The sequence below is a fragment of the Gardnerella sialicivorans subsp. sialicivorans genome, from assembly GCF_056746795.1.
Map to the genome: position 1 here is coordinate 169,814 of NZ_JBWPXA010000001.1, position 16,308 is coordinate 186,121.

At 45.3% G+C, this 16,308-nt stretch carries 13 protein-coding genes and 2 tRNA genes; 11 read left to right on the forward strand and 4 right to left on the reverse strand.

All coding sequences use genetic code 11. The features are described 5' to 3' along the window. Position 1 precedes the first annotated feature (1 nt). The 6 genes from murC to tuf all read left to right on the forward strand — a co-directional run bounded on the left by murC (position 2) and on the right by tuf (position 7,601). Positions 2–1,510, forward strand: a complete 1,509-nt coding sequence (murC, locus tag AC1EKB_RS00565; RefSeq protein ID WP_425663425.1) for a UDP-N-acetylmuramate--L-alanine ligase — start codon at positions 2–4, stop codon at positions 1,508–1,510. 138 nt (positions 1,511–1,648) lie between these two features. Then, on the forward strand, positions 1,649–2,842 hold the full coding sequence (locus AC1EKB_RS00570) for a cell division protein FtsQ/DivIB (RefSeq protein ID WP_481248610.1): 1,194 nt from the start codon (positions 1,649–1,651) through the stop codon (positions 2,840–2,842). Positions 2,843–3,213: 371 nt separating this feature from the next. Next, the gene (rpsL, locus tag AC1EKB_RS00575; protein ID WP_003813881.1) at positions 3,214–3,585 is read left to right on the forward strand and encodes a 30S ribosomal protein S12; all 372 of its coding nucleotides are present in this window, start codon (positions 3,214–3,216) and stop codon (positions 3,583–3,585) included. Between the two features lie 3 nt (positions 3,586–3,588). Beyond that, entirely contained in the window at positions 3,589–4,059 is a 471-nt protein-coding gene (gene rpsG / locus AC1EKB_RS00580) for a 30S ribosomal protein S7 (RefSeq protein WP_004127577.1), read from the forward strand. A 42-nt stretch (positions 4,060–4,101) separates the two neighbouring features. Further along, complete coding sequence (gene fusA / locus AC1EKB_RS00585; RefSeq protein ID WP_481248540.1) at positions 4,102–6,231, forward strand: elongation factor G; 2,130 nt, start codon at positions 4,102–4,104, stop codon at positions 6,229–6,231. Positions 6,232–6,401: 170 nt separating this feature from the next. Next, a complete protein-coding gene (gene tuf, locus AC1EKB_RS00590; RefSeq protein WP_004130138.1) occupies positions 6,402–7,601 on the forward strand; it encodes an elongation factor Tu in 1,200 nt (399 codons plus the stop codon). Positions 7,602–7,940: 339 nt separating this feature from the next. Here the strand turns inward: tuf and AC1EKB_RS00595 are convergent. Then, positions 7,941–8,014, reverse strand: a tRNA-Lys gene (locus tag AC1EKB_RS00595). Positions 8,015–8,139: 125 nt separating this feature from the next. On the opposite strand from AC1EKB_RS00595, the gene xseA reads away from it, so the two are divergent. The 4 genes from xseA to ileS all read left to right on the forward strand — a co-directional run bounded on the left by xseA (position 8,140) and on the right by ileS (position 13,556). Next, a complete protein-coding gene (gene xseA, locus AC1EKB_RS00600; RefSeq protein WP_481248541.1) occupies positions 8,140–9,369 on the forward strand; it encodes an exodeoxyribonuclease VII large subunit in 1,230 nt (409 codons plus the stop codon). A 90-nt stretch (positions 9,370–9,459) separates the two neighbouring features. Continuing rightward, the gene (locus AC1EKB_RS00605) at positions 9,460–9,768 is read left to right on the forward strand and encodes an exodeoxyribonuclease VII small subunit (protein ID WP_004130399.1); all 309 of its coding nucleotides are present in this window, start codon (positions 9,460–9,462) and stop codon (positions 9,766–9,768) included. Positions 9,769–9,817: 49 nt separating this feature from the next. Then, positions 9,818–9,890, forward strand: a tRNA-Arg gene (locus tag AC1EKB_RS00610). A 255-nt stretch (positions 9,891–10,145) separates the two neighbouring features. Next, positions 10,146–13,556, forward strand: a complete 3,411-nt coding sequence (gene ileS, locus AC1EKB_RS00615) for a mupirocin-resistant isoleucine--tRNA ligase (protein WP_481248542.1) — start codon at positions 10,146–10,148, stop codon at positions 13,554–13,556. A gap of 101 nt (positions 13,557–13,657) precedes the next feature. Here ileS and AC1EKB_RS00620 read toward each other — a convergent pair whose 3' ends face one another. Together AC1EKB_RS00620 and AC1EKB_RS00625 are read right to left on the reverse strand one after the other, a co-directional pair. After that, positions 13,658–13,861, reverse strand: a complete 204-nt coding sequence (locus AC1EKB_RS00620) for a hypothetical protein (protein WP_415694687.1) — start codon at positions 13,859–13,861, stop codon at positions 13,658–13,660. Continuing rightward, the gene (locus tag AC1EKB_RS00625) at positions 13,839–14,114 is read right to left on the reverse strand and encodes a BrnT family toxin (RefSeq protein ID WP_415694688.1); all 276 of its coding nucleotides are present in this window, start codon (positions 14,112–14,114) and stop codon (positions 13,839–13,841) included. Before AC1EKB_RS00625 ends, AC1EKB_RS00620 begins: the two co-directional genes overlap by 23 nt. A 740-nt stretch (positions 14,115–14,854) precedes the next feature. On the opposite strand from AC1EKB_RS00625, the gene murI reads away from it, so the two are divergent. After that, complete coding sequence (murI, locus tag AC1EKB_RS00630; protein WP_415694689.1) at positions 14,855–15,637, forward strand: glutamate racemase; 783 nt, start codon at positions 14,855–14,857, stop codon at positions 15,635–15,637. Positions 15,638–15,668: 31 nt separating this feature from the next. On the opposite strand, the gene AC1EKB_RS00635 is transcribed toward murI, so the two are convergent. Continuing rightward, complete coding sequence (locus AC1EKB_RS00635; protein WP_481248543.1) at positions 15,669–16,295, reverse strand: vitamin K epoxide reductase family protein; 627 nt, start codon at positions 16,293–16,295, stop codon at positions 15,669–15,671. Positions 16,296–16,308 lie beyond the last annotated feature (13 nt).

Sequence of the window (16,308 nt, forward strand, 5' to 3'; positions counted from 1 at the left end):
CATGGAAATTAATATGAATCCTATTTGTGCTGCATTTAGTAAAGATCAGACTGTAAGCTCTTTAGGCTCTGTGCATTTTATTGGCATTGGTGGCGCTGGAATGAGCGTTTTAGCAGAGATGTTGCACGAAGAAGGCGTTAGCGTAAGCGGATGCGATAGTAAAGAAAGCGACCACACAAGTCGCCTAGAAGAACTCGGCATAAATGTACAGATTGGTCAAAGTGCAAGTCACGTAAAAAATGCGGATATTCTTGTGTACTCTAGCGCGATTAAGTCAAATAATCCAGAAGTAGTGGCTGCTGCACAAAATGGCGTAAAACTTGTTCATAGAAGTGACATTTTATCTTTACTTTTAAGTTCTAAAAAAGGTGTGACTGTTGCGGGAGCGCATGGTAAGACCACAACGAGCTCTCTTTTGGCTCACATTTTGAAAGTTTGCGGTAAATGCGATTTAGCAGACCCGAGTTATGCGATTGGCGGTTCGATTCAAGCGCAGGGCGGCGGAGAATTAGACGGAGGTCACGCTGGCTGCGGAAGCGTTATGGTTGCGGAGGCGGACGAATCCGACGGCAGCTTTGAAAAATACAATCCATATATTGCAATTGTTACAAACGTAGAAGCGGACCACCTAGACCATTATGGAAATGCGCAAAATTATCGCGCAGCGTTTGTTGAGCATTTAAGCCACGCTCTTGGATATATTGTGATTTGTGCAGATGATGATGGCGCTCGCGCTGTTCTAGAGGATTTAAGCGATGACTCTCTTAAAAAAACAATCGCATACGCAAGTAGCAAGAATAGTGTTTCTTGCCTAAGTAATAGAGTAAAAAGCCTTGTAAAGTTTGCGTTTATTAATCACGAAAGCGAGCAGACGGGTAGTGGTAGCGAGTCGTTTGTTATTGACTTTAACGGTGATTCTATAAACGTTAACCTTATGATTCCAGGATTGCACAATGCTAGAAACGCGTGTGCTGCGATTATTGCAGCAACACTTTTGGGCATGAATCCTAAAGATGCAGCAGATGGAGCTTCGAGCTTCCTTGGTGCTTCTAGGCGATTTGATATTCGTGGATGCGTTGGTGGAGTAACGGTTGTAGACGATTACGCGCATCATCCTACAGAGATTGATGCTCTTTTGCGCGCTGCAAGAAGAAGGTACCCAGATTCTATTATTCGCGTGCTTTTCCAACCACATCTGTTTTCTAGAACGCGCTCTTTTGCGCACGAATTTGCTTCTGCTTTGTCTCTTGCAGATGACGTAATCGTCACTGGCATTTTCCCAGCTCGAGAAAAGCAGGAAGATTTTCCAAATATTCACGCTTCGACTATTGTTAACGCAGCTAAAGAAGATGGGCTTAATTGCAATATTGAAGCTGTAGAAGACATGAAGGATGGTGCTTTGCTTCTTGCACGCAGAGCCAATAGTGGAGATGTACTTTTTACGGTTGGTGCTGGAAGTATTACCACTATGACGTCTGTTATGCTAGAAGAGTTGCGATTAAAGCGATAAGCTAAATTGGCAATAATAGTCGGTAAAAGTGATAATAAGCAAACTGTAAAGTCGCAAGAATAGTAGTAAATAAAGTAGCAAGTAGAGTCGCAAGTAAAGTCGCGTATAGATACAAGCGGAAGTAGGTGAGTGATAGCTATGGGTCGAATGATTTTTGGCAAGTCTGCCGTCAATAACGAATCCAACGAGCCTAACGAGCCTAATAAGCCTAATAAATCTGCTAGCTCTATTAAACATACTAGGTCTATCACATCCACTTTTGCTACAACCGATAATTTTGCTACAACTGATAATTTCCCTAAGTCTTCTAATTTTTCTAAGTCTTCTAATCTTGATGCGCATAAAAGGTCAATTCAATCTAATCTAAACTCACAAGATTCTACAAGATTAGCTAAGGTTGATTTATCTAATAGCAAAAAGGTGACTACTAGTAGCCCATTAGAAAATCAATCTGCTAAAAATGCTTTTGTAGATGCAAGAAGGCTTTCCGTAGTTGATTTTGTAAAGCAGACATTAAAGTCTAGCTCGGGTCCTCTTGGAATTGCATCTAGACCTAAAGTAATAGATTTTAGCGCTCGCGAAAAAGAAAAGAATTTTGCTAAAATACGTACCATTTTGTTGCGATTTGCTTACACTTTTCTTGCTGTTGCGCTAATCGCTTTGCTTTGCTGGATGCTATTTTTATCTCCATTCTTCCGTCTTGATTCTAAAAATATACACATTTTTGGATCTAACGAATGGGTGAGCGAACAGAAAATCGCGTCAATTGCGTCTAATCAAGTAGATAAGTCGCTGTTTTTGGTTTCTTCTCAGCAAATAATTGAGCAATTAAACAACATACCTGGCGTAACAGAAACAAAGGTTGTAAAGCAATTCCCGCACGGTTTGCAAATAACTGTTCATGCGCAAAAGCCTGCTGCAATGCTTAAAGCAAAAGATGGCGAAAAACTTACGGCTGTAGATGTTAAAGGTAGAGTATTAAACGCTGTTCAAAACGTTTCTACGAGCGGAATACCAGTTATAGAAGTTAGCGACGTTAGTAAAAGTCTAAACAGCAGGGCTGTTAAGGAAGCGTTGAGAATTGTAAGCTCGCTTTCTCAAGATTTTAGGTCTCACGTTATTCGTGTTAGTGCAAAAACGCAGGATTCTGTTGAAACAGAAGTTTCTTACCCTGGCCCAAGTGGAGACGTTCATAGGATTGTTGTTTGGGGCGATTCTTCGGATTTGGAGCTTAAAAAGGCGATTGTGGAGACGATTATTAGCGATCCAAGTAAAATCAGCAATCGTCAGCTTTTGGATGTTTCTGCTCCTGCAAGGCCGATTCTTAAGTAGCTTGCTTAAGTAGCTTGTTTAAGCGGTTTTAAGTAGTTTTAAGTAGTTTTAAGTAGTTTTAAGTAGTTTTAAGTAGTTTTAAGTAGTCTACTTAAGCAGCTCCAGTGCATAGTTGCTTAAATGGTTTTTAATTGTCAAGCAAATGTGTATAATAATACTTTGTGTGTGCCAACGGCGTGCCTTATGTAATAGGCGTGCTGGTTGGGATATCCCAAGTGCCAAAGATAGCGCGCAGTAATGTGCGTCTGGAGGCGCAAGGGCCATCGGGCCGGTGGACTGTGGCTTTTCTCTTTAACCGATTCAGGTTTAAGGTGTGCTGCAGTGCCGCGGTTTCACCAAATAGAAGACATTAATGAATCGGAGAACTTAAGTTGCCTACGATTGAACAACTCGTCCGTAAGGGACGTCAGGCCAAGCCAAAGAAGTCAAAGACTTTGGCCTTGAAAGGTAGCCCGTTGCGTCGTGGCGTGTGCACTCGTGTGTACACAACCACTCCTAAGAAGCCAAACTCTGCGCTTCGTAAGGTTGCTCGTGTGCGCCTCAGCTCGGGTATTGAAGTAACCGCCTATATTCCAGGCGAAGGTCACAACTTGCAGGAGCACTCCATTGTGCTTGTGCGCGGTGGCCGTGTGAAGGATCTCCCAGGTGTGCGTTACCACATCGTGCGTGGCGCTCTCGATACCCAGGGTGTTAAGGACCGCAAGCAGGGTCGTTCCCTGTATGGAGCAAAGAAGGCGAAGTAAAACATGTCACGTAAAGGACCTGCAAAAAAGCATCAGCTGCTTCCTGATCCAATCTACGGCTCGACCGTCGTGGCTCAGTTGATTAACAAAATTCTTCTCGATGGCAAGAAGTCCATCGCAGAAAACATCGTCTACACCGCTCTTGAGCAGGTGAAGGCAAAGACCGAGCAGGAGCCAGTTTCTGTTTTGAAGCGCGCTCTCGATAACATTCGTCCAAGCCTCGAGGTTCGTTCCCGCCGCGTTGGTGGCGCAACCTACCAGGTTCCAGTCGAAGTTAAGCCTGCTCGTGCAAACACCTTGTCGTTGCGCTGGCTTACCGACTTCTCTCGCGTTCGTCGTGAGAAGACTATGGCTGAGCGTTTAGCTAACGAAATTCTCGATGCCTCCAATGGCTTGGGTGCTTCTGTAAAGCGCCGCGAGGATACCCACAAGATGGCAGAAGCAAACAAGGCTTTTGCTCACTATCGCTGGTAATCCACAAGATAATCGGTATCTTAAAGAGCTAAGGATAATAATATGGCACAAGATGTGCTTAACGACCTGAATATGGTTCGTAACATCGGCATCATGGCGCACATCGATGCTGGTAAGACTACTACCACCGAGCGTATTCTTTACTACACTGGTAAGAATTACAAGATCGGTGAAACTCACGATGGCGCTTCTACCATGGACTTTATGGCGCAGGAGCAGGAACGCGGTATTACTATTCAGTCTGCTGCAACCACTTGCTTCTGGAAGCGTCAAACCCATGACGTTGATGACCGCTATCAAATCAACATCATCGATACACCAGGCCACGTTGACTTTACCGCCGAGGTAGAGCGTTCTTTGCGTGTTCTCGACGGTGCTGTTGCAGTGTTCGACGGTAAGGAAGGCGTGGAGCCTCAGTCCGAAACCGTTTGGCGTCAGGCAGATAAGTATAGCGTTCCACGTATTTGCTTCATCAACAAGATGGATAAGTTGGGCGCAGACTTCTACTATTCTGTTAAGACCATTAAGGAAAAGCTTGGCGCTAAGCCACTCGTTATTCAGCTTCCAATCGGCGCTGAAAACGACTTCCTTGGTGTTGTTGACTTGATTCGTATGAAGGCTTACGTTTGGAATGACGTTAAGGACGATATGGGTGCCCACTACGACACCGTTGACATTCCTGCCGACTTGCAAGAGCGTGCAGAAGAATATCGTGCCGAGCTTATGGATCAGGTTGCAGAAGCCGACGAAGAGTTGCTTGAGAAGTATCTTGAATCGGGAGAGCTTTCCGAAGAAGAGATTCGCATGGGTATTCGCAAGCTTACTATTGCTCGTGAAGCCTTCCCAGTAACTTGCGGTTCTGCATTTAAGGATAAGGGCGTTCAGCCAATGCTGGATGCTGTTGTTGACTTCCTTCCAAGCCCAGAAGATGTTCCATCTATTAAGGGCTTTGATCCAAGCGACGAATCCGTTGAGATTGATCGTAAGCCAGTAAATACAGATCCATTTGCTGCATTGGTCTTTAAGATCTCCACTCATCCATTCTATGGCAAGCTTGTGTTCGTGCGCGTGTACTCTGGCGAAGTTAAGCCAGGCGATTCCGTGTACGATTCCACTAAGTCCAAGAAGGAACGCGTTGGTAAGATCTTCCAGATGCACGCAGATAAGGAAAATCCTGTAGATTCTGCAGAAGCTGGAAACATTTACACCTTTGTTGGTTTGAAGAACGTCAGCACGGGCGATACCTTGTGCGACGAAAAGAGCCCAATTTCTTTGGAATCCATGACATTCCCAGATCCTGTTATCGAGGTTGCTGTGGAGCCAAAGACGAAGGCAGATCAGGAAAAGATGAGCTTGGCTTTGGCTAAGCTTTCCGACGAGGATCCTACCTTCCAGGTTAAGACCGATGAAGAGTCTGGTCAGACTTTGATTTCTGGTATGGGCGAGCTTCAGCTCGACATTATTGTGGATCGTATGCGCCGCGAGTTCAAAGTTGAAGCGAATGTTGGTAAGCCACAGGTTGCTTATCGCGAAACTATTCGCAAGGCTGTTATGAACCAGGAATACACCCACAAGAAGCAGACCGGTGGTTCTGGTCAGTTCGCAAAGGTTTTGATGAACTTCGAGCCAATCGATCCAGAATCTGGCGAAGTCTATCAGTTTGTTAACGAGGTCACTGGTGGCCACATTACTAAGGAATTCATTCCTTCCATCGACGCAGGCGTGCAGGAAGCTATGGAATCTGGCGTTTTGGCAGGCTTCCCAGTGGTTGGCGTTAAGGCAACCGTTACCGACGGTCAGACTCACGACGTTGATTCTTCGGAAATGGCCTTCAAGATTGCAGGTTCCATGTGCTTCAAGGAAGCTGCTCCTAAGGCTCACCCAGTAATCCTCGAGCCAATTATGGCCGTGGAAGTTCGTACTCCAGAAGAGTACATGGGCGACGTTATGGGCGATTTGAACTCCCGTCGTGGAAACATTCAGTCTATGACCGACGCCACTGGCGTTAAGGTTATTGACGCTAAGGTTCCACTGAGTGAGATGTTCGGTTACATTGGTGATCTTCGTTCCAAGACTCAGGGACGCGCAATGTTCACCATGCAAATGGACTCTTACGCGGAAGTTCCAAAGGCCGTTTCGGACGAGATTATTAAAGCCCAGCGCGGCGAGTAAAAGCGCACGCTACTTCGGTGTTTTGTGTCCCTAGTCAACGCTAGAATTTCGTACGTTGACTGGGTTCTGGCACCGAAGTGGCACCTAACCCAGAAACCCAGTAAATATGTAGCTAGAGGCTTCACATAAGATTGTGAAGCAAACTACGAGACGTCCAGGAGGACAAACACATGGCAAAGGAAAAGTACGAGCGTACTAAGCCGCATGTTAACATTGGTACCATTGGTCACGTTGATCACGGTAAGACTACCTTGACCGCGGCTATTTCTAAGGTGCTTCATGGCGAATATCCAGATCTGAACCCTCAGTATGACTTCGATCAGATCGACGCCGCTCCAGAAGAGAAGGAGCGCGGCATTACCATTAACATCGCCCACATCGAGTATCAGACGGCTGCACGCCACTATGCTCACGTGGACGCTCCAGGCCACGCTGATTACGTTAAGAACATGATCACTGGTGCCGCTCAGATGGATGGCGCAATCCTCGTGGTTGCTGCTACCGACGGCCCAATGGCTCAGACCCGTGAACACGTCTTGCTTGCTAAGCAGGTCGGCGTTCCAAAAATTCTTGTTGCTTTGAACAAGTGCGATATGGTTGACGACGAAGAGCTTATCGACCTCGTTGAAGAAGAGGTTCGTGACCTCCTCGACGAAAACGGCTTCGATCGCGATTGCCCAGTCATCCGTACTTCCGCTTACGGCGCTTTGCATGATGACGCTCCAGACCACGACAAGTGGGTAGAGACCGTCAAGGAACTCATGAAGGCTGTTGACGAGTACATCCCAACCCCAACTCACGATCTTGACAAGCCATTCTTGATGCCAATCGAAGATGTGTTCACCATCTCCGGTCGTGGTACCGTTGTTACTGGCCGTGTTGAGCGTGGTAAGCTCCCAATCAACACCCCAGTTGAGATCGTTGGTTTGCGCGATACCCAGACCACCACCGTCACCTCTATCGAGACCTTCCACAAGCAGATGGATGAGGCCGAGGCTGGTGATAACACTGGTCTTCTTCTCCGTGGTATCAACCGTACCGACGTTGAGCGTGGTCAGGTTGTGGCTGCTCCAGGTTCTGTGACTCCACACACCAAGTTCGAAGGCGAAGTTTACGTCTTGACCAAGGACGAAGGTGGCCGTCACTCGCCATTCTTCTCCAACTACCGTCCACAGTTCTACTTCCGCACCACCGATGTTACTGGCGTTATCACCTTGCCAGACGGCATCGAAATGGTTCAGCCAGGCGATCACGCAACCTTCACTGTTGAGTTGATCCAGGCTATCGCAATGGAAGAGGGCTTGACCTTCGCAGTTCGTGAAGGTGGCCGTACCGTTGGTTCTGGTCGTGTGACCAAGATTCTTGCCTAGTATTTTCTGATTTTCTAATCTGAAGATATTAGCTAAGGCTTAGAAAAGACCCCATGAGGAAACTCGTGGGGTCTTTTTGTATTTTCGATTGAAGAATTGCACATAGCTCGTTGTGTGTCGTTTTGTGTGTCGTTTTGTGTTCTTTGAATTTTATCTTTTTATAATCATCGCAAAATGTTTATTTTTTTGTTTTAAGCGTTATTGTGCAAATGTAGAAAAGCGTCTCTAATATTCAGATTTTTGTTGGAATACTGGAAGAAATCATATATGAATCATATTTGTGTAATTAAAAATCTAAATACGAAAAAACCCAAGCCGCAAAGCTTGGGTTTTTGTTTGTGCCCCCTCAGGGATTCGAACCCTGGACACGCTGATTAAGAGTCAGCTGCTCTAGCCAACTGAGCTAAAGGGGCGTTGGCTTTTTTCTTGAGCCGAGTAATAACTATACTCAGAATCGATTTATTTGCAAGTTACGGCGTGTCGTATTTTGTGTATCTTCTAAATTCTTGTTGTCCATCTTCTAAAAGAAACTTGGTATATGTCTTTACCTTTGCATGCAAGCGAAACAAGTGCTGAAAATCCTTGGCCAGTAAGCGTTATAAGCCAAAAGTTCCATGGTGCTGTAGAAAAGTGGCCTGCAGCTTGGGTAGAAGGTCAGATTGTTGAAATCAACATGCGAAGGTCTACGTCTGGCTACATAACGCTTAGAGATAGCAACGAAGACGTTTCAATCTCCATAATGGGCTTTAGCAAATTCGTTCAGCAGGCTAAAGATTTGCATCAAGGCGATAGGGTAGTTGTTCACGGCAAGGCAGATATTTGGGTAAAAGCAACACGATTGAGCTTTGTTGCAGACGAAATTAGACGTGTTGGCGCTGGCGACTTAAAAGCGCAAATAGACGAGTTGCGCAAAAAGCTTAAAGGCGAAGGCTTGTTCGACGCGGAAAATAAAGTGCCGCTTCCTGAGTTTCCAAAGTGCATTGGGCTAGTGTGCGCGCCTCAAGCTCGAGCCGAGGGCGATGTTATTACAAACGTGAATTTGCGCTGGCCTGTAACGCGTTTTAAGGTGGTTCACGCGCATGTTCAGGGTGTGCAATGCCCATCAGACGTTATTGCGGCAATTAAGCAGCTAGACGCCGATCCAGAGGTTGATGTGATTATTGTTGCGCGCGGTGGCGGTAGTTTTGAAGATTTGATTGGATTTTCGGACGAGGGCGTGGTTCGCGCTACGGCTGCTTGCGTAACTCCGATTGTTTCTGCGATTGGTCACGAAGATGATTGGACGCTGATTGATTTGGCAGCAGATATGCGCGCCTCTACGCCTACAGATGCAGCAAAGCGCGTTGTTCCAGATGTTAACGAGCAATGGCAGTTGATTGATAACGCTTTACAACATGCGCGCATGAGGATTTCTGCGCGAGTTAGCAACGAGATTCAGCTTATTGAGGGATACGCAAATAGGCCAAGCATTACTCAGCCAACTACTATGTTGGAGCCTCATGAGTTGTTTGTGCAGCAGGCGGTTGAACGCATGAGGCATGGTTTGGTGCGGCTGCTTGACGACGCTAGTTTGACTGTTGAAAAGGCGCATGCCAGCATTACGGCTCTCAGTCCGCAATCAACGCTTAATCGCGGTTACGCGGTTGTGCAGATTAGCGGTGGGAAAGTGCTTGACGATTCTAGTCGTGTAAAAACTGGCGATGATATAACAGTCACTCTTAAAAGTGGCTTGATTACGGCTAATGTTACATCTGTAGAAAAGTCGTAAAGCTGTAAAGCTGTAAAGTCGTAAAGTTATAAAACTAAAAAGCAAAATCTTAAATAAAAATCTTAAATAAAATATTAGAAAAGGATGATTATGAGTGACGAAATAAAAGACGCAAGTGCAAAAGCTGACGCGATTAGCACGCTTAGCAGTGAAGAGCGAGCTGCGATTAACGCAATGCCTTACGAAGAAGCGCGCGAAAAGCTTGTGCAAGCTGTTAAAGCGCTTGAGGCTGGCGGTTTGACTTTGGATCAGTCTATGCATCAATGGGAGCTTGGAGAAGCGCTAGCAAAGCGTGCGCAGGGCTTGCTTGCATCGGTTCGCGCTAAGCTTGATGCGGCTCAGGCAGAGCAGTCGGCTACAGCTGCGACGGCTGGAACGCAATCAAATCTTGAATCTTGAGCATGTTATAGCGTGTAAACCACGCTATAGTGTATAATTGCCATTTGTTGCCTCGGTAGCTCAGTGGATAGAGCACCACTCTCCTAAAGTGGGTGTCGTCAGTTCGATTCTGATTCGGGGCACTTTTCCCAATGTTAGGGGATAGTGTTAGATTGTTTCTAACTTAAGCGATGATCCGTTATCGGCGGGGAGTTTTCGGAAGAACGGCGAGGATTCGTAAGGTTCTCGCCTATTAGAACCGACGGGGTTGGCCCGTATAGCCAAACACGAGAGGCTGCAAACGTTGCATAAGCATTTTGCAGCAAGCGAGGTGGTACCGCGGCAATAACTGTCGTCCTCGCAGGGAAATATTCACCCTGTTGAGCGAGGAGAGCACAGTGAGCGAATCCACTAATCCAGCAGCAAACGCGTCCGAAAAGTCATGCGCAAATAACGTATATCCGAAGGTAAGTGTTTCAGCATCAACGCAAGAAAACGCCGCCGCGCAAGTTGCACCAAATCCTTCTTTCCCAAAGCTTGAAGAATCCGTCCTTCAATACTGGGATGCAAATAACACTTTCCGCAAGTCAATCGAATACCGCCCGTCTGGCAAAGGTAGCCAAAACGAGTTCGTGTTCTTTGATGGCCCTCCATTTGCAAACGGTCTTCCTCACTACGGTCACTTGCTAACAGGCTACGCAAAAGACGTGGTTCCGCGCTATCAGACTATGCGCGGACGCAAAGTAAACCGCGTTTTTGGTTGGGATACTCACGGTCTTCCTGCAGAGTTGGAAGCGCAGAAAGAGCTCGGAATCGAGTCTGTTGATCAAATCGAAAAAATGGGCATCGCAAAGTTCAACGATGCTTGCCGCGCCAGTGTTTTGAAGTACACAAACGAGTGGCAAAATTACGTGCATCGTCAAGCGCGCTGGGTTGATTTTGAGCGCGGCTACAAGACGCTGAACATTCCATACATGGAATCCGTAATGTGGGCATTTAAGCAGCTTTACGATAAGGGCTTAGCTTATAAGGGCTACCGCGTGCTTCCGTACTGCCCGAAGGACCAGACTCCACTTAGTGCACACGAGCTTCGCATGGATGCGGATGTGTATCAGAATCGCCAGGATACCACAGTTTCCGTTGCTGTTAAGCTGTGCGACGAAGACGACGCTTACGCAGTATTTTGGACAACCACTCCTTGGACAGTTCCAACAAACTTCGCAATCGTAGTCGGCGCAGATATCGATTACGTGGAAGTTCGTCCAACTGAAGGCAAGTTCGCAGGCAAAAAGTTCTACATTGGTAAGCCTTTGCTTGGTTCCTACACTAAGGAACTTGGCGAAAATTACGAAGTTGTGCGCGAACTTAAAGGCTCTGAGATGGCTGGCTGGCGCTACTACCCAGTGTTCCCATACTTTGCAAGCGAATCTGCGCTCGCAGAGGGTGGCACTCCTGGTCCTAACGCTTTTACGATTTTCACAGCAGATTATGTTGATACCGCTGAGGGTACTGGTCTTGTTCACCAGGCTCCTTACGGCGAGGACGATATGAACACGCTTAACGCGCACGAGATTCGCAGCGTTGATGTGCTCGATGCTGGATGCAAGTTTACAAGCGACTGCCTAGATTACGAAGGCTTGTACGTTTTCGACGCGAACTTGCCAATTTTGCGCAACTTGCGTGCAGGAGACGGTCCGCTTGCTCAAATGCCGGAAGATCAGCGCGCGTTGCTATTCCAAGAAAAAAGCTACGTGCACAGCTATCCTCATTGCTGGCGTTGCGCAACTCCGCTTATTTATAAGCCTGTTTCTAGCTGGTTTGTGTCTGTTACAAAGATTAAGAAGCGTTTGCTTGAGCTTAATCAGCAGATTAATTGGATTCCTGGAAACGTTAAGGATGGCCAGTTTGGTAAGTGGCTTTCTAACGCTCGCGATTGGTCTATTAGCCGTAATCGCTTCTGGGGTTCGCCAATTCCAGTGTGGGTGAGCGATGATCCAAAGTATCCTCGCGTAGACGTTTATGGCTCCTTGGATGAGCTTAAGGCTGATTTTGGCGACTATCCTCGTGATGACGATGGCAATGTGAATATGCACCGCCCATATATCGACCGCCTCACTCGACCGAACCCAGATGATCCTACTGGAAAGTCGCAAATGCACCGCATTACGGATGTTCTCGACTGCTGGTTTGAGTCTGGTTCTATGCCTTTTGCACAGTTCCATTATCCGTTTGAAAATAAGGACTTCTTCGAAGAGCACTTCCCATGTGATTACATCGTTGAATATATTGGTCAGACTCGCGGCTGGTTCTACACGCTTCACATTATGGCCACGGCTCTATTCGACCGTCCAGCTTTTAAGAACGTGATTTGCCACGGCATTGTGCTTGGTTCCGACGGTCAGAAGATGAGTAAGCATTTGCGCAATTACCCGGATGTTAATGGTGTTTTCAACGAGTACGGTTCAGATGCTATGCGCTGGTTCCTTATGTCTTCGCCAATTTTGCGCGGTGGCAATTTGATTGTTACTGCAGACGGCATTAGGGATACGGTTCGTCAAGTTATGCTTCCAGTTTGGAGCTCGTATTACTTCTTCACTTTGTATGCGAACGCTGCAAACGGTGGTAAGGGTTACGATGCTCGCAGGCTTCGTGCGGATGAGGTTGCAGGACTTTGCAACATGGATCGCTACTTGCTTGCTCGTACGCGTTTGCTTGTTGAGCGCGTAGAAAAGTGCTTGAACGAGTTTGCGATTAGCGATGCTTGCGCGGCAGTTAGCGATTTTATTGACGTGCTTACGAATTGGTATATTCGCGGCAGCCGCGACCGATTCTGGAATGAAGACGAGACTGCTTTCAACACGCTTTACACTGTGTTGGAAGTGTTTATGCGCACGATTGCTCCTCTTGCTCCTATGGAAGCAGAAGCTGTGTGGCGTGGTCTTACTGGCGGCGAATCCGTGCATTTGGCTGATTGGCCTTATTTGGTTGAACCGCAAATGCTTTCGGATGGAGAGAAAAACCCTAAGGCTGGCGAAGTGACTGAGCTTGGAGCGGTTCTTGCGCACGACGATGCTTTGGTTGCTGCTATGGATAAGGTTCGCGAGGTTGTGTCTTCTACTCTTTCGTTGCGTAAGGCGGAACAGTTGCGTGTGCGCCAGCCGTTGGCAAACTTGACGGTTGTTGCAGAAAATACTGCTGCTGTAGAGTCTTACGAGCAGGTTCTTGAGCGCGAGCTTAACGTGAAGAATGTTACATTCTGCACTTTGGAAGACGCTAGCAGTCATGGTTTGAAGATTGTTCACGAGCTTAAGGTGAACGCGCGCGCGGCTGGTCCTCGTTTGGGTAAGCAAGTGCAGTTTGCTATTAAGTCTTCTAAGAGTGGCGATTGGCGAGTTGACGAGTCTGGTGCTCCTGTTGTTAACACTCCAAACGGCGAAGTTGCGCTTGTTGAGGGCGAATATGAGCTTGTGAATCGCGTTGAGTCTTCGGATGCTCAAGCGGCTGCGAATACGGCTTCTGCTGCAATGCCAACTGGCGGTTTCGTTATGCTTGACACTGCTTTGACTAGCGATTTGCTTGCTGAAGGTTACGCTCGCGATGCTATTCGCGCTGTTCAGGATGCGCGTAAGGAGAACGGTTTGGATATTAGCGACCGAATCGCTTTGACTTTGAGCGTGCCTAGCGCGGACGTTGCTAAAGTTGAGCAGTTCCGTGATTTGATTGCTAACGAAACTCTTGCTACAAGCTTAGAAGTTACTGAGGCTGATTCTAGCGCAACTGAGCTTAGCGTAACTGTTAAGCGTGCGTAAAACACAGCTAACAGCTAATTAATTAAACAAAAAACGTGCCGTTGTACAATTCAATACGTCGGCACGTTTTGTTTTATTTCTAGTTTTATTTCTTTATTTGACTACCGAGTTGTAGCTACTCTAAATAATCTCATTATTCTCAATATCCATTCAGGCATAATAAAAGTGACGTGCTTTTGTTCATTTGAGTGGTTCTCTATAATTGGATGCTCCAAATCAAAGTACTCAAGTACGTCTTCACCGTTATCGAATTTTTTATCGAGTTCTTTGCCACTTATTTCCTTACTCGTTGTAGTGCTCTTCATAATATTGCTCCTCATTTTTACGCGATCTTCTTACAGAAATAATACGAATTCGATTATTTCTTTTTGTTATTATTGCCGTCCAATGTTTATTGTTTATTTTTCCAAAAACTAAGTAGCGAGAGTTGTCGTTTCCTGAATTTTTGGATTCTAATGTAATTGTCGTATTCTCCCAAAGTAATTGGGCTTTTTTGAAACTGATACCATGTTTAGCAAAATTTTTTAAGCTTTTTGCAGGATCGTACTCAAAATTCATACTCACCTTCTATCGTTTAGTTTAACGTAAAATAGCATCAATTGAAACTATTTTTAATGATTGTTGTTTTGTATTAGGTATCGTAAGTGATTTAAGTTAGCTTTCCTAGATTTTTTATGCATTGTGGTTAAAGGCTATTTATAGAAGCAAGCGCTATCGCATCAAGTTGCTTTGTTATGTGCGCCTTGTTGGTCTTCGGATTTCGCCTAAGTGTAGGCGAAATCGGGGTCGCGCTTGCGTGGAAAGCGTATTAGCTTTCCACTTTGAGCAATGCGACACTCCGATTTCCACACCTTCCTATAGATTTGTTATAACAACAGTACAAATTTACTCATGTTTGTATTTGTTAGTTTTATAAAAAAATATGCAACACTTTTGTTCATAAATACGCTATCGTCTTAGTGGGGACGCTCCATATATAGTGCTTTGCAGTGGCATTGGTAAACCAGTGATACTTGTTGTTCGTAGGTTTATCTCTACCACTGCTTGTGCTTGGTTTAGTTTGATTTAATATGCTTACTGATTATGCTTACTGATTATGCCTAACGATTCTCTTTAGTTAGTCGCATTGCTAGCCAAGTTAGTATTATAAAAGGCGGAAGAATTGTTGAGCAGGGAAGCGTTAAAGACGTTTTGCGTTTCCCTAAGAATTCCTACAGGCAAAGCCTTATTGATGCTGTTTTGTAAAGCTTATGTTTGTGCTAAAAAGTAACATGATAAGAGTCTATTAGGAGGTTTTTATGACTTCATGCGCTCCGATTGGTGTGTTTGACTCAGGACTTGGCGGTATTTCTGTAGTTCGTCAACTTAGCGCAGCTATGCCTAATGAGAGCATTGTTTATTTTGGCGATTCTGCAAACGCGCCTTATGGCATAAAAACTCCTCAAGAAGTGCGAGATCTTAGTTTTAAGATTGTTGAGCATTTTGCAAGTCTTAATGTTAAAGCTATTGTAATTGCTTGCAATACTGCCACTTCTGCTGCTGTTAAAGATTTGCGTGCGCATTACAATATGCCGATTATTGGCATGGAGCCTGCTCTTAAGCTTGCTTGCGATTTGGGTGGCGGCAAGCCTCAGCGCGTAATCGTTGCAGCTACGCCTTTAACGCTTAGAGAGCGCAAGTTTGCAGAACTTATGAATCGTTTTACGCAAAATCACAAGATTTTTTCTAAACCTTGCCCAGATTTGGTAGAAATTGTGGAAAATGGCGATTTAGGCAATAAAAATATTGTTATGAGCGCTTTGCACAAGTATTTTGATTCTTACGATTTAACGAATATTGATTCAGTTGTTTTAGGATGCACTCATTTTGTGTTTTATAAAAACTACTTCCGTGAGTTTTTGCCTGATTGCGTGAATATTGTAGACGGTAATGATGGCACTATTCATCATCTTAAAAGCGTTTTAGAATCTAAGGATCTGCTTGCGCCAAGCGAAAATAGTGGAAGCGTTCTGCTTACTAACTCCGATTCAAGTAATCGTATTGCTAAGCTATCGCAATCGTTACTTAATGGTGATTTCTGATTGTAGCTTAAAATGCGACTTTACTCGCGACTTATGAAAATATAGCATTTCCGTATTTGCCTAAAATAAGCAATACAAGAGCAAAAATCCAAAGCAAATCTACGATTAAATCGTAATTTATACGGTAGTAAGTGCTTAAAACTTTATTTTTTAATCCAATCTCTTGTACACTAAACGTTGCGTGACTAAGCGACATAAATTGCAAAGTTGTGCAAAACATTAAAACAAGGCACCATGGGCAAAGAATTTGTATAACAAACATAGATTGCGTAAACAGCCAATACGCGTACAAGAGCGCGCATAATCCGCCTATCCAGCTAAATATTGCCAGCCATTTTGGAAGTTTTACTTTTGCTATTCCAATTACAGCAAGAGTTACAAATACGCTTTCTGCTGCAATTCCAAAGAAGGCGTTAGGGAAGCTTAATTCGCCAAATCGTATAAATTCCGCCTGCCAAGATTGAGCCACTTTAGAGCATGAAACAACGGTGTTTACGTCGCATCCAAGCGCTTTATGCGGTGCGCGTGCAAGAGCTAAAGTTTCGGAAGAAAGTATTAGCGATGTTAAAAGTGCAATTGCGGATGAAATAAGCATAATCATGTAAACCCAAGCAGCAGAATGTCGCCAAGAATTCATGTGATTATTGTGGCTACTCATAAACACTCCTCAA